The sequence below is a fragment of the Bacillus sp. RC242 genome (genome assembly GCF_044908245.1).
Classification (GTDB): domain Bacteria; phylum Bacillota; class Bacilli; order Bacillales; family Bacillaceae_G; genus Bacillus_A; species Bacillus_A mycoides.
This window is the reverse complement of the sequence record NZ_JBIYCZ010000002.1, coordinates 365,100-384,315: the sequence shown is the minus strand read 5'-3', so window position 1 is coordinate 384,315 and position 19,216 is coordinate 365,100. Positions and strand designations below refer to the sequence as shown.

General features: G+C 37.9%; 15 protein-coding genes. 12 read left to right on the top strand and 3 right to left on the bottom strand.

Annotation, left to right across the window (positions count from 1 at the left end; translation table 11 throughout):
- Window positions 1-32: 32 nt before the first annotated feature.
- Window positions 33-1,358: an ArsB/NhaD family transporter gene (locus ABH957_RS05725; protein ID WP_002142598.1), complete on the bottom strand. Its 1,326-nt coding sequence runs from the start codon at window positions 1,356-1,358 to the stop codon at window positions 33-35.
- Window positions 1,359-1,609: 251 nt separating this feature from the next.
- Here ABH957_RS05725 and ABH957_RS05720 point away from each other — a divergent pair, with 251 nt between their 5' ends.
- Both ABH957_RS05720 and bshB2 read left to right on the top strand, forming a co-directional pair.
- Complete coding sequence (locus ABH957_RS05720; protein ID WP_000407045.1) at window positions 1,610-1,960, top strand: YojF family protein; 351 nt, start codon at window positions 1,610-1,612, stop codon at window positions 1,958-1,960.
- A gap of 15 nt (window positions 1,961-1,975) precedes the next feature.
- Window positions 1,976-2,638, top strand: coding sequence for a bacillithiol biosynthesis deacetylase BshB2 (gene bshB2, locus ABH957_RS05715; protein ID WP_404444204.1), 663 nt, complete (start codon window positions 1,976-1,978; stop codon window positions 2,636-2,638).
- An 85-nt stretch (window positions 2,639-2,723) separates the two neighbouring features.
- Here bshB2 and ABH957_RS05710 read toward each other — a convergent pair whose 3' ends face one another.
- A complete protein-coding gene (locus tag ABH957_RS05710) occupies window positions 2,724-3,956 on the bottom strand; it encodes a MerR family transcriptional regulator (protein ID WP_404444207.1) in 1,233 nt (410 codons plus the stop codon).
- Window positions 3,957-4,144: 188 nt separating this feature from the next.
- Here ABH957_RS05710 and ABH957_RS05705 point away from each other — a divergent pair, with 188 nt between their 5' ends.
- From ABH957_RS05705 to ABH957_RS05660, 10 genes are all read left to right on the top strand, one after another.
- On the top strand, window positions 4,145-5,431 hold the full coding sequence (locus tag ABH957_RS05705; protein WP_404444210.1) for an NAD(P)/FAD-dependent oxidoreductase: 1,287 nt from the start codon (window positions 4,145-4,147) through the stop codon (window positions 5,429-5,431).
- Between the two features lie 13 nt (window positions 5,432-5,444).
- Window positions 5,445-6,917: an aldehyde dehydrogenase family protein gene (locus tag ABH957_RS05700; protein ID WP_404456695.1), complete on the top strand. Its 1,473-nt coding sequence runs from the start codon at window positions 5,445-5,447 to the stop codon at window positions 6,915-6,917.
- 45 nt (window positions 6,918-6,962) lie between these two features.
- A complete protein-coding gene (locus ABH957_RS05695; protein ID WP_404444216.1) occupies window positions 6,963-8,381 on the top strand; it encodes an MATE family efflux transporter in 1,419 nt (472 codons plus the stop codon).
- A gap of 44 nt (window positions 8,382-8,425) precedes the next feature.
- Window positions 8,426-8,707, top strand: coding sequence for a cupin domain-containing protein (locus ABH957_RS05690; protein ID WP_404444219.1), 282 nt, complete (start codon window positions 8,426-8,428; stop codon window positions 8,705-8,707).
- 185 nt (window positions 8,708-8,892) lie between these two features.
- Window positions 8,893-10,353: a CoA-acylating methylmalonate-semialdehyde dehydrogenase gene (locus ABH957_RS05685; RefSeq protein ID WP_404510736.1), complete on the top strand. Its 1,461-nt coding sequence runs from the start codon at window positions 8,893-8,895 to the stop codon at window positions 10,351-10,353.
- Window positions 10,354-10,383: 30 nt separating this feature from the next.
- Window positions 10,384-11,739, top strand: coding sequence for an aspartate aminotransferase family protein (locus ABH957_RS05680; protein ID WP_404510734.1), 1,356 nt, complete (start codon window positions 10,384-10,386; stop codon window positions 11,737-11,739).
- A 107-nt stretch (window positions 11,740-11,846) separates the two neighbouring features.
- Window positions 11,847-13,466 (top strand): amidohydrolase, encoded by a 1,620-nt coding sequence (locus tag ABH957_RS05675; RefSeq protein ID WP_404510732.1) that lies wholly within the window; start codon window positions 11,847-11,849, stop codon window positions 13,464-13,466.
- Window positions 13,467-13,823: 357 nt separating this feature from the next.
- Window positions 13,824-15,023 (top strand): multidrug effflux MFS transporter, encoded by a 1,200-nt coding sequence (locus ABH957_RS05670; protein WP_404444231.1) that lies wholly within the window; start codon window positions 13,824-13,826, stop codon window positions 15,021-15,023.
- 114 nt (window positions 15,024-15,137) lie between these two features.
- Window positions 15,138-16,073: a GNAT family N-acetyltransferase gene (locus ABH957_RS05665; protein WP_404510731.1), complete on the top strand. Its 936-nt coding sequence runs from the start codon at window positions 15,138-15,140 to the stop codon at window positions 16,071-16,073.
- A 634-nt stretch (window positions 16,074-16,707) separates the two neighbouring features.
- The gene (locus ABH957_RS05660) at window positions 16,708-18,099 is read left to right on the top strand and encodes an amino acid permease (protein ID WP_404444237.1); all 1,392 of its coding nucleotides are present in this window, start codon (window positions 16,708-16,710) and stop codon (window positions 18,097-18,099) included.
- 47 nt (window positions 18,100-18,146) lie between these two features.
- On the opposite strand, the gene ABH957_RS05655 is transcribed toward ABH957_RS05660, so the two are convergent.
- Window positions 18,147-19,166 (bottom strand): zinc-binding alcohol dehydrogenase family protein, encoded by a 1,020-nt coding sequence (locus ABH957_RS05655; protein ID WP_404456698.1) that lies wholly within the window; start codon window positions 19,164-19,166, stop codon window positions 18,147-18,149.
- Between the last annotated feature and the right edge of the window lie 50 nt (window positions 19,167-19,216).

Below are 19,216 nucleotides of genomic sequence, written 5' to 3'. Positions count from 1 at the left end.
ATTTGACGACATAATTTCATGCAATACAACTTCTACATTAAATAACGTAAATAAATGTAAGCATGTGATAACAATAGCGCAATGATCGTTAAGGGGAAACCGATTTTTAAGAAGTCCATATAAGAGAACCCATGTCCTTCACGTTTTGCAATACCAGCAACGACTACGTTTGCTGATGCTCCAATTAATGTTCCGTTGCCTCCTAGGCAAGCTCCAAGTGATAACGCCCACCATAGTACTTCAATTTGCGGAGAATCGACAGATAGTCCGAGTCCTGTAGCTAAATCTTGAATAAGTGGAATCATCGTTGCGACAAATGGGATGTTATCAATTGTCGCAGATGCGATGCCAGATACCCATAAGATAAGTATAGCAGCGAAACCGATATCGCCATTTGTTACGTCGAGTACTTCTTTTGCGAGTGAAGAAATAAGTCCGATATCAATTAATCCGCCAACGAGAACGAATAGTCCAGCGAAGAAGAAAATTGTTACCCATTCAACGTGGGCAAATACATCTTCAATATCATGTTCTTTCACACCGATTAACATAAGAAGTGTAGCACCTGTCATCGCAATAACGGCAGCGTCTACATGAATAATAGAATGAAGTACAAAGCCTAAAATAGTTAGTCCTAAAATCGTAATGGATTTTAAAAGGAGGCTCTGATCTTTAATATAATCTTTTTCATTTAATGCCATTAGCTTTTCGATTTGCTCAGGCGTTGTTTTTAGTTTGTTACGATACATGAAGTAAATAATGCCAAGTGTAACGATAGAAATAATGATTACGATTGGAGCTAAGTTTAATAAGAAGGCATTAAAGTCTAAATGCTTATTAGCTGATCCAATCATAATGTTCGGCGGGTCACCAATTAATGTTGCTGTTCCGCCTATATTTGAAAATAATACTTCTGAAATTAAATAAGGAACAGGGTTTACTTTTAAAATACGTGTAATGGATAGTGTAACAGGTACGATTAATAATACGGTTGTTACGTTGTCCAAAAATGCAGAACCGACAGCGGTTAATAGGGATAGTAATAATAAAATGCGGATTGGTTTTCCGCCAGCTGTTTTTGCTGCTTTAATGGCTACAAATTCAAATACGCCTGATTGACTCGTAATATGTACGAGAATCATCATCCCAATTAAAAGGGTGATTGTTTCCCATTGAATATGTGATGTGAAAGCAGTATGTAAATCTACAATTCCAAAAATAATCATAATAGCAGCACCGAATAGTGCGATTACAGCACGATTCAATTTCTCAGAAATAATAAAACCGTATGTGACTAAAAATACGGCAATCGCAAAATAATATTGCCAATTTGCTACTTCATGTGCTGAATGTTCCAAACATGTCACCTTCTTTAAAGTATGTATTCAATTGTAAAAATGCATCCCTCTGCGTAATTTATATTGTAGCAAATTCAAAAAAGAAAGAAAACTATTTAACAAAGTGAAGGAAAAAATATCAATTCTACATATGATATAAAAAAATATAGAAACACAGTGCAAATTATTAGGAAAAGTGAGCGTTGTCCTCTAATATAGAGATAGCAATTTACATTATTTTTGCGTAAAATGGTTTAAAGAGGTGAATTCCGATGGAAATAGTAAAAGATAGTTCTCTTATTCAAAATGAAATTGAACGTTTTGTAAATAAAGATGTATATATTCATTTAGAAACGACAAACGGAGCGTATGCATCACACATAAATGAAAAGATGATGACAGTTGGAGCATTCATTCGAAATGCAATTATCCGTTTTGAGCGCGGGAAAATAACTGGAACAAACCCATACCGAGTTGGTCTAAAAATGGATCATGGCTGGGTATATGCTGAAGGTATTACGCATTGGGAAGTAGATGATCAAGAGCGTTTATTATTAGCTGGACATGATAATCTAGGCCGACTAGCAGTTGCGCTTGAGTTAAGCTTAACGCCATTTAAGTAAGAAGGAGGGAAACTTATGGAGAGACATGTACTTGTTGTATTTCCGCATCCAGATGATGAAGCATTTGCTGCGGGAGGAACAATTCGCTTATTAACAGATCAAGGAGTACCTGTAACGTATGCATGTGGTACTCTTGGACAAATGGGACGTAACATGGGGAAAAATGTATTCGCTAACCGTGAAACGATTCCAAATATCCGTGAAAAAGAATTAAAAGATGCATGTGAAGCGATGGGAATTCAAGATTTAAGAAAGCTTGGTTTCCATGATAAAACGTTAGAGTTTGAAGATGTTGATTTCGTTGCAGACAAAATTGAAGCAATCATTCAAGAAGTAAATCCATCTCGAATTATTACATTTTATCCTGAGCATGGCGTACATCCAGACCATAATGCATTTGGCCGTGCTGTCGTTCGCGCTGTATCACGTATGCCAAAAGAAGAACGTCCAGTCATTCATGCGGTTGCAATTACGAAAAATCGCGAAGCTGTACTAGGGGAGCCGGATGTTGTAAATAATATTAGTGAAGTATTTGAACATAAATTAGCTGCACTAGGTGCGCATCGTTCACAAACAGAAGCAATGCTTGAAGAAACGCATGCAAAAATAAAAAACAAAGATGCAGCAACATTAAAATGGCTGCAACTTGAACAATTTTGGACTTATAAATGGGAGTAGGCTAGAAGGATACCTTCTAGTAGCTCTTACATAGAAAAAGCGCCGTCACTTGTGATGGCGCTTTTTTGGGGTGAAGTGTGGTGTGCTATTTTTTCGTACTAGCCAAATACATGAGCATGTGGAATTTTTCGTCTCTTACATGATAATCGAAATAAGGTCCTGGATCTGTACAGTAACCAATATTTTCATTTTGAATGATTTGAAATCCGTTAACTGATAAATTTTCTTCTAAGTATTTTGGATATAAAATATGTTCGTGAGAATTTGGATATAAGGCTGAAATGTTTTTCAGGGATTTGGCCGATCTATCATAATACGAGTATCCGCCGACAATTGTTGAACTGTTATGTAAATAGTTTTTTAGAACGTGAATGGGGAACTGCGGATTGAGCAGTGAAAAATCAGTTACTGTAAAACTATCCACAAAAACATCGATGCTAAGCGGTTTCAATGGCAGATTTAAATCGGAATTCAAAATATAAAGGACGCGTGGCTTCGGATTCATACGCTCAATTCTGTTTCTAACTTTTTTGAGCATCGCAAGCGAATAGCCACTGAATACATAGGACGCGCTAGTTTCAAGAACATCAATATATTTCGGTAGTGACACAAAAGCGTCAACGTTTGTTTCCACGATTAATTTGTTTTTCAAATCTATATTTTGTAGAACTTTTTGAAATCGAAAATTACTTTTTTCAAATAAGTTAATCATTTTGGGATTAATCTCTTTAATCGTTTCTTTATCGTAAAAATAAGATGGATAAGGAGACGTCTCGTACAAGTTCGCGGTAATAATAATACCATCATCGATAGTTGCCTCGTATCCACAGGTACAAGTTAAACTCCCCGTGTGAATGTAGACTTTTTTGATCGTTACATCTTTCATTTCAAGTGGAATGCGGCACTTCGGACAATAGAGCAGATTTACAAAGTCAAGCGGGATTCCTGTAATATTCTCTTCTTTTGTTGAAGGTGAGCTTGTTTGAACCGCTTTTTCAATCAATTGGATAGCTTTTGATATATCTTCTTTTTTCTTAGTCAGCTCATTCTTTTTATCATTGAGCAAATTGTTGTAGTAGTCGATATCCTCATGATCCGAGAAGTTTGTGACACGCCGATACGATAAAATTCGTTGGATTTCTATCAATGAAAAATGAAATTTTTTCAGCTCAGTAATAAAAGCCATGTCGTCTAAACACAATTGGTTCATTTGATACTGGGTGTTTTTTTTGTCTGGTATTAATAATCCTAGTTCAATGTAATAACGTACGGTATCAGTTGTAACATGGAAAAGCTTCGCAAATGTACCAATTTTCATAGATGTCCCCTCCAATAAAAAAAGTGGTGTTACTCCACTTTTTTCGCAAAAATGAATGCAAAAACCTCTCAAATGGCTATTGACTTGGAGGAAGCTCCAAGTCATATGATAATCATAATAAGTTTGAATATTTAGAATATTTTTGACTGTATTGTAACATACATGTCACGAAAGGAGAAGGATTAGCTATGGATAAGATGGATCGAATGGATACTCTCTCATTGTGGACAGCGACTGCAAACAGATATGACAAAGGAAAACCTCTTGAAGGAAATGAAGAGGCGGATGTTGTCATTATTGGCGCAGGTTTCACAGGTCTTTCTTCTGCATATCATTTGCAAAAATTAGGGAAGAGTGTCATCGTCCTTGAGCAGGAAACAATTGGGTATGGCGCAAGCGGTCGCAACGGTGGGATGGTATTGCCGGGCTATAAGTCAACGATGCAGGAGCTTGCCAAGAAGTATGGTGCCGAAGAGGCGAGGCAGCTTAACGATCTTTCTCTGCTTAGTGTTGAATTAGTTAAAAACATTATCGACGAGCATCAAATCAACTGTAACTTCAGAAAGACAGGTCACATTGTGGCGGCTTACAAAGCCAAGCATTTTGAAGGGTTGAAACTTGAAAGTGAATACTTAAACAAAAATTTTGGATATGAATGTAGCGTGCTTAATCGAAGTCAGTTGCATCAAGAAATTGATTCCCCGCAATATTATGGTTGCTTAGTCGATGACTCGAGTTACTCGTTCCAACCACTGAACTATGCAATTGGTTTGGGAGAAGCAGCTAAATCAATCGGTGCAAAAATCTTTGAGCATTCGAAAGCACTATCTATTGAGTACGGCCGAAATAGTGTGAAAGTTATTACAGAAAAAGGTACTGTTACAGCGAAAGACATTATTGTGGCTACAGATGGTTACTCCGGAAAAATTATGGCTGAATTGAATAAAGGCGTACTGCCAATTTCGGCACGTATTATTGGTACTGAACAGCTTCCAGAATCACTGGTGAATGCCGTCATTCCTAAAGATCGCATGGTTTTTGATACAAGCAGTTTCCTTTACTATTTCAGGCGTACACCAGATAATCGGATCATATTTGGCGGTGGCGATATTCGTCCGAACTTAGGTGATGCTGTTTATCAAAATGTTTACGATGCTATGGTTAAAATAATGCCAAAACTAGAAGGAAGCAAGATTGATTACAGGTGGGGTGGATTTATCGGGGTTACAATTGATACGTTCCCAGTTATCGGTAGATCCAAAGAAGGCGCATATTTCGCAACGGGTTATACGGGCCATGGCGCGTCTCTCTCGACATTGTTTGGTAAGTTATTGGCACAATGGATTGTTACGGGGAGTGCAGGTGGATACCGATTTGAAAAGGAACGCCTCAAATCATTCCCATTCTATAATCAGAAAACGATGCTGGTCAATATAGCACATATTGGTTTCAAACTGGTAGACATTATCGCGTAAAGGAGAAGTGTTTATGAAAATTAACATGTTCATTGACGGGAAATGGGTAGAAGCATTATCGGGTGCTAGACGAAATATTATCAATCCAGCAACCGGAGAGGTTATCGCAACGTCAGCTCATGGATCGGCAGACGATGCGAAGATAGCAATCAAGGCGGCTCGTAAAGCGTTTGACAGCGGGATCTGGTCGGATTTATCGGCTGATGAAAGAGCTGACTATCTATATAAGATTGCAGACCGTCTTGAAGAGAAGACAGCTGAAATTGCCCGTTTGGAAACTGCAAATAACGGTAAGGTTATCCGTGCAACAACCCATGTAGATATTCCTGTATCGATTCAATGTTTCCGCTATTATGCTGACTTGATCAAAGGCATGAAAAAGGAATCTTACACTCGTGCTGATTCTTCGGAAACAATTATTATTCATGAACCGATTGGTGTTTGTGGACTTATTGTACCTTGGAACTTTCCGCTTATGTTAGCTGTTTGGCAAATTGCTCCTGCACTTGCCGCAGGGAATACAATTGTAATTAAGCCTGCTGACGTCACTCCTGTAAGTGTATTCAAATTATTTGAAATTATCGAAGAGGTTGGACTTCCGGACGGAGTGGCAAACTTGGTATTGGGACCTGGCTCAAAGGTTGGAAATGAGCTTGCAGAGAGCCATGATGTTGACAAAGTTGCCTTTACTGGTGGAACAAAAACAGGTCAAAGTATTATGCGCGCAGCTGCGGGCAATATGAAAAAAATCACACTTGAACTAGGTGGTAAATCTCCACTTATTGTGTTCGACGATGTGGACTTTGAAACCGCAGTCGATAATGCGATGTTTGGCATTTTCCACAATGCTGGGCAAGTTTGTTCAGCTGCATCCCGTTTGCTTGTACAAGAGACTATTTACGATAAGTTTGTTGAAAGATTGGCCGAGCGTGCGAACAAAATTGTAGTTGGCAACGGGGAAAGTGAGAACATTGAAATGGGAGCCCTCACAAACGAGTCTCATATGAATGAAGTTTTACATTATATTCAGAGAGGGATCGAAGAAGGTGCAAAATTAGTTTGTGGTGGTAAGCGCTTAACAGAAAATGGGCTTGATCGAGGATTTTTCATTGCACCAACAATCTTTGCTGATGTAAATGAGAATATGTGTATTGTTAAGGAAGAGATTTTTGGTCCAGTCCTTGTTGTACAGAAATTTAAAGATGAGGAAGATGCCATCCGAAAAGCGAATGATTCCATTTATGGATTAGCCGGTGCTGTATTTACGGAAGATATGGACCGAGCAAAACGTGTCATTAGTAAATTACGTGCGGGAATTACTTGGATTAATAGTTATCATCTCGCTTATGTTGAAGGCCCTTGGGGAGGGTATAAGCAAAGTGGCATCGGCAGAGCGTTAGGTACTGTTGGACTGGAGCACTTTATGGAAACGAAGCAAATCAATATCCACCAGCATGCAAATCCGGTAGGGTGGTATGCGAATTAATTGAGCAAAACGTGCTATATAAATTATTTATAAGGGGATATGCTCATGAAAATAGTGGACAACGGTCCGTCATCAAAAATAGAGCAACCAGAGGTAATGAATAAGCCGGTGGATGATTCAGTGCTAGGAACCAAAAGTATTCCGTTACTATATTTACGGTTTGCTTTGGCGGGAATTATGGCTAACGTAATTCTAGGAGTTGTATCGGTTGTTGATGGCTATTTCGTCAGTGGCTTTCAGGAGCTGGAAGTCGAAGGGATCGGAATTGGATTTACGGTCATGGTTATTACCCGTATGATTGGTGTTCTTTTAGGTGTGGGAGCAGGAGCGGTCATTTCACTTCGACTTGGAAAAGGGAAGTTAGAGGAAGCTAGAAGTATTATGGGACAAACTTTATGGTTTACGCTGTTCCTTTCCACTTTGTTAGCTATACTTGGATTGCTCTTTGAAAATGATATTATGATTTTATTCGGAGCAAGTGATGAAGCGCTTCCATATGCGGTGCAATATAGCCGACTGCTATGGATTTCGTTGCCATTAACGATATTGGCCGTTGTATTAAGTATTTTAGCTAATATCGATGAAAAACCTATATTATCAATGAACAGTTGGTTAGTCGCAGCGGTGGTTGCTGGGACTATGGAATGGATTATGGTAGTGAAGTATGACATGGGGATGATGGGTTCTTCATGGGCTAATACGATTTCGCAATCGATTCCTGCTCTCCTAATCTTTTATTTCTGGTTTGGTAAAACAAAACTTAAGCCGAAAATGAAAGATATGATGATTAATCTCAAGAAGATTGTTGAAGTGGTTTGGACGGGCTTTGCATCTTTCTCGAGTCAGTTCATGATGTTTATTGCAATTATTTTCACCAACAACTTACTGCAAAGCTACGGTGGCGGTCTACACGTTGCAGCTTTCACGATTCAAAACGGGTACATTACAAATCTCCTCGCCTTAGCAGCGCTCGGTGGGATGACAGGGCTTCAACCGATTATTAGTTATAATTACGGTGCGGGCAACCTTGATCGTGTGAAACAAGCGATTAAGATGGGACTCATTTTTACAGTTTCCTTCTTTGTGATCGTGACAGCCATACTAATCATTTTTGCAGATCCAATTGTGTCATTTTTTTCCGGTGGTAATCCTGAATTACAGAAACTGGGTATTTGGACGACAGTTATATTCAATTGTTTGTTTACGCTTAGTGCAGTTAGTTTGCTTATCTCTGGTTATTTTGAATCACAAGAAAGAAACTGGTCCGCAACGTTTATTAGTGTAAGCAAAATATTGTTGTTCATGTTACCGTTTCTATTTATTTTCCCGAAATACTGGGGTGTAGAAGGTGTATGGTACGCTGCTCCTGCTGCAGAAATTCCAGGTGTTCTCATTGCCATATACTTTATGAAAAAAGAGTTTAAACGTTTAAAAAATACAAATGTTAAGGCAGTAGATTTATAGAATTATTCCTTCAAAATTACGAATACGAAAGAGAGAGGATCATCATGTTTTTTGCGAAAAAACTTACAGCAGAAGAAGCAGAGCAACTAGGTGCCAACACATGGGAACCGTGGGTAGGCGAACCGAATAAAGGAACGTGGCATGTAGAAGAGCAGGAAGTTTTCTATGTGACAGATGGTGAAGTGTTTATTACTGTTGATGGGGAAAAGTATCATATTACAAAGGACTGGATCGTTTCCTTGGCTAAGGACCTTGTTTGTGAATGGGATTGCCCAGTATTTCTGAAAAAGAATTATAAGATGAACCATGAGATCCATCTGAAATAATGTGAGCTGGGGAGTAGACAAATGCTGAGCAGATGACTGCTCCTGTGTATTCAATGGATAAGATTAAGATTAGTAATGTTGAAGAAATGTATGCCAATAAGTTTACATACCGTCAAATGAATGCGCTTTCTTTTGCGAGTGTAATAAATACATAGGACGGTTATCTTAAAATAGGAGGCTTCACCATGGTAGTAATGAAAAATGTACAAACGTTGAAAAATTATATTGGCGGACAATGGATAGAATCCACAAGTAAGCAAGTTGAAGATGTACCAAATCCAGCAACAGGAGAGATTATTGCTCGTGTGCCTCTTTCGACTAAAGAAGATTTAGATAGAGCTGTAGCAACTGCGAAAGAAGCATTCAAAACATGGAGAAAGATCGCTGTACCTCGGCGTGCACGGATTCTATTTCGCTATCAACAGCTATTGATTGAAAACTGGGAAGAGTTAGCTAAACTCGTAACCTTGGAAAACGGAAAAAGTTATAAGGAAGCATACGGTGAAGTGCAGCGGGGGATTGAATGTGTTGAATTTGCCGCAGGCGCACCCACTTTAATGATGGGAGAGCAACTTCCCGATATTGCTACTGGTGTTGAATCAGGGATGTATCGTTACCCGATCGGAGTAATCGCAGGAATAACGCCATTTAACTTTCCGATGATGGTACCATGCTGGATGTTTCCACTCGCGATTGCATGCGGGAATACGTTTGTATTAAAACCATCTGAAAGAACACCGCTATTGGCTAATCGCATAGCTGAACTGTTTAAAGAAGCAGGTCTTCCAGATGGAGTACTAAATATTGTGCATGGTGCACATGACGTCGTTAACGGCATTCTTGACAATGAGGATGTGAAAGCTGTATCTTTCGTTGGCTCTCAACCTGTGGCTGAGTATATATATAAAACAGCAGCAGCTAACGGTAAACGTGTACAAGCTCTTGCAGGGGCAAAAAATCATTCGATCGTATTAAAAGATGCGGACCTTAGTTCTACAGTGAAAGAAATTACAAGTGCTGCCTTCGGTTCAGCTGGTGAACGATGCATGGCAGCGGCTGTTGTTGTTGTGGAAGAAGACGTTGCAGATGAGCTCGTTAAGAGACTGCTTCAAGAGGCTAATGCAATTACGATTGGTAATGGTCTGGAAGAAGGTATTTTCCTTGGTCCCGTTATTCGTGAAGGACATAAAGAGCGGACACTCGGATACATTCAATCCGGTGTAGAGCAGGGAGCGACACTTATTCGTGACGGACGTGAAGACGATGTAGCAAACAGCCAAGGTTATTTTGTTGGCCCAACGATTTTTGACAATGTGACACAGGAAATGAAAATCTGGCAAGATGAAATCTTCGCACCGGTTCTTTCTATTGTACGCGTAAAAGACTTGATGGAAGCGATTCATGTTGCTAATGCATCACCATTCGCAAATGGTGCATGTCTGTACACAAATAGCGCGAAAGCTATTCGTGAATTCCGTGAAGAAATTGATGCAGGTATGCTTGGGGTTAATCTTGGAGTTCCTGCTCCAATGGCATTCTTCCCGTTCTCAGGTTATAAGAAATCTTTCTATGGTGATCTCCATGCAAATGGAAAAGATGGCGTAGAATTCTATACTCGCAAGAAAATGCTTACGACTCGTTATTGAAAGCGTGATGTAAAACCATAAAAAGATAGAATGGAGCTGGTAATTGTGCAAGCGACAGAGAAAACACAAAGTTTGAAAAAAACAGATGAAAAATACCTTTGGCATGCAATGAGAGGAGCAGCCCCTAGTCCAACGAATTTAATTATCACAAAAGCAGAAGGGGCATGGGTGACGGATATTGATGGAAACCGTTATTTAGACGGTATGTCTGGTCTTTGGTGTGTGAATGTTGGATACGGCCGAAAAGAGCTTGCAAGAGCGGCGTTTGAACAGCTTGAAGAAATGCCATATTTCCCTCTGACACAAAGTCATGTTCCTGCTATTAAATTAGCAGAAAAATTGAATGAATGGCTTGATGATGAATACGTCATTTTCTTTTCTAACAGTGGATCGGAAGCGAATGAAACAGCATTTAAAATTGCTCGTCAATATCATCAACAAAAAGGTGATCATGGACGCTATAAGTTTATTTCCCGCTACCGTGCCTATCACGGTAACACAATGGGGACTCTTGCAGCAACAGGGCAAGCACAGCGAAAGTATAAATATGAACCACTCGGGCAAGGATTCCTGCATGTAGCACCGCCGGATACGTATCGAAATCTAGATGATGTTCATACACTGGCAAGTGCTAATGAAATCGATCGTGTCATGACATGGGAGTTAAGCCAAACAGTAGCCGGTGTGATTATGGAGCCAATTATTACAGGGGGCGGAATTTTAATGCCTCCTGATGGATATATGGAAAAAGTAAAAGAAATTTGCGAGAAGCACGGTGCGTTGCTCATTTGTGATGAAGTTATATGTGGATTTGGACGAACAGGGAAGCCATTTGGATTTATGAATTATGGCGTCAAACCAGATATCATTACAATGGCAAAAGGTATTACAAGTGGGTATCTTCCTTTGTCAGCAACAGCAGTTAGACGAGAGGTTTATGAGGCATTCGTAGGTAGTGATGATTATGATCGCTTCCGCCATGTAAATACGTTCGGAGGAAATCCTGCTGCTTGCGCTTTAGCTTTGAAGAATTTAGAAATTATGGAGAATGAGAAACTCATTGAACGTTCCAAAGAATTGGGTGAACGACTGTTATATGAGCTAGAGGATGTAAAAGAGCATCCAAACGTAGGTGATGTTCGCGGAAAGGGTCTTCTTTTAGGCATTGAACTAGTGGAAGATAAGCAAACGAAAGAACCGGCTTCCATTGAAAAGATGAACAAAGTCATCAATGCTTGTAAAGAAAAAGGTCTAATTATTGGTAAAAATGGTGACACTGTTGCAGGTTACAATAATATTTTACAGCTTGCACCTCCATTAAGCATCACAGAGGAAGACTTTACTTTTATCGTTAAAACAATGAAAGAATGTTTAGCTCAACTTTAATTAATTATTGATAAATCTTGTTAAAAAGCGGATGAGCCTATTAGGAGATATAACTTTAAATACTGAATGAATTACTCAAAAAGAGTAATTCCGAAAGGGTTGAGTTTATGAAAGCTGATGTTGTATTGATAAATGGAGAAGTTATTACAGTAGACCAAAAGAATGCAGTAGTCGAAGCTGTAGCAATAAAAGATAATCATATCGTAGTTGTTGGCTCAAATCAGGAGGTTAAGAGTTTTATAGGAGAAAATACGGATGTAATTGACCTGCAAGGGAAAACGCTTCTTCCTGGATTCATTGATTCCCATCTTCACATCATTTCTCATGGACTAAATCAGTTGGCTGTCAGTTGTAAAGCTGAACATATTGATTCTATCGATGCTTTGTTAGATGATCTGAAAAAGAAGGCCTTAGAAACGCCAAAAGGTGAATGGATACGTGCTTGGGGCTTTAATGAAACCGCTGTGAAGGAAAAGCGTTATCCAACAATTACTGAGTTGGATGAAATTTCAGTTGAACACCCTATTATTATAACTCGTACTTGTCACCACATAAGCGTGGTGAACAGTAAAGCATTAGAAATTGCGCAAATTAACGAGAACACACCGGATACGAATGGGGGAGTTATTGAAAAGAATCAGGCAGGAAGGCTTACAGGAAAGTTAATTGAAGCAGCAAATATGAGTATGAGCGAGGTTGCAAGTTATACAGAAAGTGAAATGATGAAGGCTGTGAAAATTGCATCAGATCATTTCGTTGCAGCTGGCATAACAAGTATACATGACGCAGGTGGAGATGGACCGGAGAGTTTTCGTTTACTACAACGAGCTGTGAAGAGTAGGGATATTCGTGTCCGAATATATGCAATGATATGTCAAATAAATAACTCCCATGAATTTGTTAATAAAATGGTCGAAGCTGGTGTGGTAACTGGTACCGGAGATGAGAGATTCAAAGTTGGACCAGCTAAATTGTTTACAGATGGAAGTAGCACTGGGCCTACAATTGCAACCCGTAAGTCGTACTCGAGTGACCCTACCAATTATGGCATTCTTTATTATAGTGAGGAAGAAATTTATCGTGTTTTAGGTGAATCGCATAAAAAAGGTTATCAAATCACTGTACATGCACAAGGCGATAAAGCTATTGAAATGTATTTAAATTGTGTAGAAAGGGCGCTAGAAGAATCACCAAGAAAAAATCACCGTCATCGAATCGAGCACGCGGGAATTTCTTCACCAGATTTACAAGAGAGAATGAAAAAACTTGAGATGATTCCAATTCCAAATCCTCCATTTCCATATGAATTCGGAGAGATATATGTAGAACACTATGGTGATCGTGTGAATCACATGTACGCTGCTCGTGATTTTATTGATCGTGGCATCATTGCAGCAGGTGGCTCGGACGCACCAGTTACTGACTATAATCCTTTATTAGGAATTCATGTTGCTGTCAATAGAAAAACTAAGTCTGGAATGGAGGTTGGTGCTAATCAATCTATAAGCGTAATGGAAGCTATTAAACTATACACATGGAATGGTGCTTATGCGAGTTTTGAGGAAGAGATAAAAGGAAGCATAGAGGCCGGAAAGTTGGCGGATTTAGTTATATTAAATGACAGCATTTTAAGTGTCGATCCAAATCAAATTAAAGATTTAAAGGTAGAAACAACAATTATTGATGGTGAAATTATCTATCAAAAAGAACCATCAGTGAAAATGTAGCAATAAAAAAACGCCCCTTCAATTGTGAGAATGATTTTAACAATTGAAGGGGCGTTTCAGTTGTTTAGTTGCGCTTTTCAAATCGTATTAATTTTCCAAGAGAATTGAAAGGACATTCGTGTACTAACAAATATTAAGATTATGAACACTAGAAAACGAACACAACCTATCATATAATTGAAAGACTATATTTTAAAATCAATGTTAATATTACCCTCCTATAAGTATTAACATGCGTAATTGAGGTGTTTTCTTTGTTGTTTTATGATCGAATTTCTATAATGGCCCCTCCTGTTCCATAGCTAAGGAAAGTCTATTCATTTCTGAGATTTTCAAAGTTATAGGAGGGTATTAAAAGTGAAAAAAGTCTCAGTACCATCACTTTGGTTAATGATTATTCTTGTGGCATTTCCGCAAATTAGTGAAACAATTTACACACCGTCTTTACCGGATATTTCAAAGGCGTTGCACGTAAGTAATAATGAGGTACAGTTAACGCTTAGTGTTTATTTTGCTGGATTTGCTTTAGGTGTATTTTTTATTGGATGGTTATCAGATATAATTGGTCGTCGCCCAGCAATGTTATTTGGAATTGTAGTATATGGCGCTGGAAGTTTCTTATGCTATATTGCCAATTCTATTGAATTTTTATTGTTTAGTCGTTTTATTCAAGCATTTGGAGCAAGTGCTGGTTCAGTTGTGACACAAACGATTCTTCGTGAAAGTGTAGAGGGGCATAAACGTCATGTTATGTTTGCTCAAATTTCGGCAGTCATTGCTTTTACACCAGCGGTAGGGCCGTTAATTGGTGGCTTTCTTGATCAAATGTTTGGGTTTAAAATGGTGTTTTTAAGTTTAGTAGTTATGAGTGTTGGGATCTTGCTGTATACGTTTGTTTCTCTTCCGGAAACAAAAACGGGCGCAGTAACGGATAAAATAAATGTTTTCTCAGTGTTAAAAAGATTAATTGCAAATCCGAAAGTAGTAACATATGGGTTATTAATTGGAGGAGCAAATGGTGTTTTATTTAGCTATTATGCAGAAGCGCCGTTTATCTTTATTGAATACTTTCAGTTATCACCTAGTATGTACGGGTTTTTAGGAATTGTTGTTGCTTCCGCTTCTATTATTGGGGCGAAAGTTTCAAAACGATTACTTACTACTTACAAACCAGAGGAAATTATATATATCGGTTGTCTTGTAATGACAGGGGGAGCTATCCTTTTAACTGTTATTACTTCAGTTGGATCAAATCCCAACATAATATATATGATTGGATTTTTAGTAGCTATGTTTATATTGCTATTAGGAATTGGGGTAGTGTTACCGAATTGTCTTAGCTTAGCTTTAGTAGATTTTCAGGACGTCATTGGTACAGCAGGAGCATTGTTTAGCTTAGGGTACTATATAATAGTGACGGTGACAATTTGGAGAATGAGCCAGCTGCATACAGGTTCATTAATGGTGATGCCTCTGTATTTTCTTGTTATTGTAGTTATCATGTTAGTGTTTACTAAGGTGTTTATTGTGGGTAAACGAGTTGAAAAAGCAGGTTAATTATGTAATAGGAAAAGAGTCTCATTGGAAAATGAGACTCTTTTTTATTCTTTGTTAACTAATTATTCGAATAGTGTTAAAATTTAATTAACTTAAAAAAGAAGAAGGTACAATATGAACGGTCTAAAGGTTAAAGCAACTGCACAAGAAGATTTACAACAAATTTTAAAACTATGTACGACTTATGATCAAGCCATTTACGGTGAAATTGATACAACGGTAGAAGATATTACTAATTCATGGAAAGGGATTGATGTTAGTAAAAGTTCTTGCTCTGTTATGAATGAAGAAGAAATAATTGCTTATGGAATTCTGACAGGAAATGAAAGGCAGTTCCCATCTGCCGTATTTGTAAATCCTAATTGTATCAATCAAGGGATTGAACAAGTAATATGGTCAAAGCTTGAAGAACGTGCTAAGGAGCTTGTTGGTAATTCATCATGCCTACAGGGTGCGATTGTAACACAAGCAAATAATTACTATGAGGAAAAAGTATTAGAAGAAGCTGGTTTTATTCCAACTCGTATTTGGTGGGGAATGGGGATTGAATTGAAGGGGAACGTTTCAACACCAATATGGCCAAATGGTGTTACTGTGCGACATTACATATCTGGTGTGGATGATGAGGGATTACATCGAGCTTTTAATGAAGCCTTTGCGGACCACTGGAATTCGCAGCCTTCTACGTTAGAAGAGTTTTTGCAACGTACTGAAAGAGATGGGTTTCATCCTACATTATGGTCACTAGCAATGTTTGAGGGTGACGTAATTGGTTTTATCTTTAGTAAAAAGGGTACTGACAATAAAGCTGAAATTACTCACTTAGGTGTAAGGCGCTCTAAGCGGAAAGAAGGATTAGGATTAGCGCTGTTACAGTATGCATTTGGTCAATTTTACGAAGAGGGGATTTCAAAAGTTCATCTAAATGTAGATTCTGAAAATATTACAGGCGCACCTCGTGTATACGAAGCAGCTGGAATGGAAGTACAGAGTAAATTTGTTCGCTTTGATAAGGAAGTTTTGTTGGAAAATAAAGAAGAAGTCCAGTGATGAATTGCTGGGCTTCTTTGCTTTTGTACTATTAAGGATCACTTTTCAGAAATGAGAATTGATTGATTAAGCATGGAAGAATGCATTTGGTATGCAAAGGTAGGTAATTTTACTAATATATTAAATCCTTTGGTGGGTGTGTGCGCAGAACGAATAGAAAAGGTGAAAGTAAGATTTTAGATGATGATAGAAATAGAAAAGAATTTCATTTAAATGGTGGAAAAGTGTATTATAAACAATACACATTAATGTGTATGTGATAAATAACCGAGGTGGATATTTTCTCCTCGGTTATTTATATTGTAATAATATTAATACTAGAATCATATTGAATAGATGTATTTTATTGTTAATTTAGTTAAAAATTAATCAAACTAATATATAATAATTTACTGAAAAAATAATTGAACTTTTCAGATAAATGAATTAATATGAAGTAAGCAATTTTAAGTTTTATAGAAAATAGGAAGATGAGAGGTTTTGGGGATTTTATAAGAGGCAGAATAAGATTTTAGGATAGCTTTAAAGTTAGTCTAAAATGACGTTTGTTTCATCATTTTCAAGCCAAAGAGGAATTAGGGGAAAACATCTTACTTTAAATGTGGCTATGAATCATCTAAGAGGGGGAAATGAAGTGGCAAACAAAGAATTGAAACGAGGTTTAGAAGCACGTCATATTCAAATGATTGCTTTAGGCGGAACAATTGGTGTTGGTTTGTTTATGGGGTCAGCCAGCACGATTAAATGGACAGGTCCGTCAGTAATGCTTGCTTATGCAATTGCAGGTATTTTTATCTTCTTCATTATGCGTGCCATGGGAGAAATGTTGTATATGGAGCCAAGCACAGGTTCATTTGCGACATTTGGCCACAAGTATATTCATCCGCTAGCTGGTTATATGACAGCCTGGAGTAACTGGTTCCAGTGGGTTATCGTTGGGATGTCAGAGATTATCGCAGTTGGGGCATATATGAAATATTGGTTCCCGGATTTACCAGCTTGGATACCTGGTATTATCGCAATGGTTATTCTTGGTGCTGCTAACTTAATTTCGGTTAAGTCATTTGGTGAATTTGAATTTTGGTTTGCAATGATTAAAATCGTTACGATTTTATTAATGATTATTGCCGGATTCGGTCTCATTTTCTTCGGAATTGGGAACGGAGGAGAAGCAATTGGTATATCTAATCTATGGAAAAATGGTGGTTTCTTCACAGGTGGTTTTTCAGGATTTTTCTTTGCGCTATCACTTGTAGTTGGGGCATATCAAGGTGTGGAATTAATCGGGATTACTGCTGGTGAAGCGAAAGATCCGAAGAAGACACTTACAAGAGCAATTCAAAGTACAATTTGGCGTATTCTAATTTTCTATATTGGTGCTATTTTCGTAATTGTAACTGTTTATCCTTGGGATCAATTAAGTTCAATTGGTAGCCCGTTCGTAGCGACTTTTGCGAAGGTCGGTATTACGGCAGCTGCTGGACTTATTAACTTCGTTGTTATTACAGCCGCAATGTCTGGTTGTAACAGTGGTATTTATAGTGCTGGACGTATGCTTTATACATTAGGTGTAAATGGACAAGCACCGAAATATTTTGCAAAAATTTCTAAAAATGGTGTACCTTTATTCGGTACAGTTGGCGTAATTATCGGTTTAGCGGTGGGTGTTGTTTTAAGCTACATTGCACCGAAAAACTTATTCGTATATGTATATAGTGCAAGTGTACTTCCTGGTATGGTACCATGGTTTGTCATTTTAATTAGTCAAATCCGTTTTAGAAAAGAAAAGGGAGCAGAGATGAAAGATCATCCATTCAAAATGCCATTTGCTCCTGTTACAAACTATTTAACAATTGCCTTTTTAATTATGGTATTAATCGGAATGTGGTTTAACGATGATACTCGTATTTCACTAATTGTAGGTATTGTTTTCTTAGCTATCGTAACAATTAGTTTCTATGCTTTCGGAATAGGGAAGCGTGTTCCGTTAGACGTTCAAAATGATCAAGAGATTTCAAGTAAATAAAGGTAATAAAAAAGTCCGATTTCTTATTTAGAAATCGGACTTTTTTATTAAAATTTTTCTAATACAATCTTCCCAATTGTACGTCCACCCTCAAGTAATGCATGTGCCTTTCTAAGGTTTTCTGCATTAATCGGTGTTAACGTATCGTTTAAAGTTGTATGAAGGATACCTTCATCTAATAATTCGCTCACTTTGTTTAATAATTCGTGCTGCGTAATCATATCACCCGTTTCATACATCGCTTTTGTAAACATAAACTCCCAAACGAGTGTGGCACTTTTACTTTTTAAAACCCCCATCTCAAGAGGATGCTCATTTTCTACAATAGAGCAAATTTTCCCTTGTGGTTTAATGAGGTCACACATTGCATGCCAATGTTGATCTGTATTGTTTAAGCAGAAGATATAATCTACATCTTTTAGCCCAAACTCTAATATTTGATCTTTTAAAGGTTGGTGATGATTAACGATATAATCGGCACCGAATTTTTCAACCCAGTGTATGGTTTCGTTGCGGGATGCGGTTGCGATTACGTTTAGTCCAGCCCATTTAGCTAACTGAATAGCAATCGAGCCAACACCACCAGCTCCGCCGATAATTAAAATATTTTTAAATGAGTTCGTATCTTTTTTATTATAATCAATGCCTAAACGTTCGAATAAACCTTCCCATGCGGTAATGGCTGTTAAAGGAAGTGCTGCAGCTTCAGCATCACTCAACGTTTTTGGTTTTTTACCAACGACTCTTTCATCAACTAGATGGTATTCACTGTATGTACCTTGTCTCGTAATGCTTCCAGCGTAAAACACTTCATCGCCTTCTTTAAATAATGTACAACCTTCGCCAGTTTGCATAACAACACCACTAGCATCCCAGCCAAGTATTTTCGCTGCATCTTCTTTTTTATCCTTCGGGGATCGGACTTTTGTATCAACTGGATTAACGGAAATTGCGTTAATTTTAACGAGTATATCTCTTCCTGTGGCAACAGGTCTTTCAACTTCAATATCAATTAAACTGTTTTCTTCTTCAATAGGTAAGTATTCATGTAAACCAATTGCTTTCATTTGTATTCCCTCCATTAAAGTAAGAGTTTTTCTCTTTTATTATAGTAGGT

Bases quoted from the DNA above. Each gene is read 5' to 3' on its own strand.
- ABH957_RS05710 (WP_404444207.1), bottom strand. From the start codon at position 3,956: ATGAAAATTGGTACATTTGCGAAGCTTTTCCATGTTACAACTGATACC.
- ABH957_RS05680 (WP_404510734.1), top strand. From the start codon at position 10,384: ATGGAGCTGGTAATTGTGCAAGCGACAGAGAAAACACAAAGTTTGAAA.
- ABH957_RS05685 (WP_404510736.1), top strand. From the start codon at position 8,893: ATGGTAGTAATGAAAAATGTACAAACGTTGAAAAATTATATTGGCGGA.
- bshB2 (WP_404444204.1), top strand. From the start codon at position 1,976: ATGGAGAGACATGTACTTGTTGTATTTCCGCATCCAGATGATGAAGCA.
- ABH957_RS05655 (WP_404456698.1), bottom strand. From the start codon at position 19,166: ATGAAAGCAATTGGTTTACATGAATACTTACCTATTGAAGAAGAAAAC.
- ABH957_RS05675 (WP_404510732.1), top strand. From the start codon at position 11,847: ATGAAAGCTGATGTTGTATTGATAAATGGAGAAGTTATTACAGTAGAC.
- ABH957_RS05720 (WP_000407045.1), top strand. From the start codon at position 1,610: ATGGAAATAGTAAAAGATAGTTCTCTTATTCAAAATGAAATTGAACGT.
- ABH957_RS05665 (WP_404510731.1), top strand. From the start codon at position 15,138: ATGAACGGTCTAAAGGTTAAAGCAACTGCACAAGAAGATTTACAACAA.
- ABH957_RS05705 (WP_404444210.1), top strand. From the start codon at position 4,145: ATGGATAAGATGGATCGAATGGATACTCTCTCATTGTGGACAGCGACT.
- ABH957_RS05695 (WP_404444216.1), top strand. From the start codon at position 6,963: ATGAAAATAGTGGACAACGGTCCGTCATCAAAAATAGAGCAACCAGAG.
- ABH957_RS05700 (WP_404456695.1), top strand. From the start codon at position 5,445: ATGAAAATTAACATGTTCATTGACGGGAAATGGGTAGAAGCATTATCG.
- ABH957_RS05690 (WP_404444219.1), top strand. From the start codon at position 8,426: ATGTTTTTTGCGAAAAAACTTACAGCAGAAGAAGCAGAGCAACTAGGT.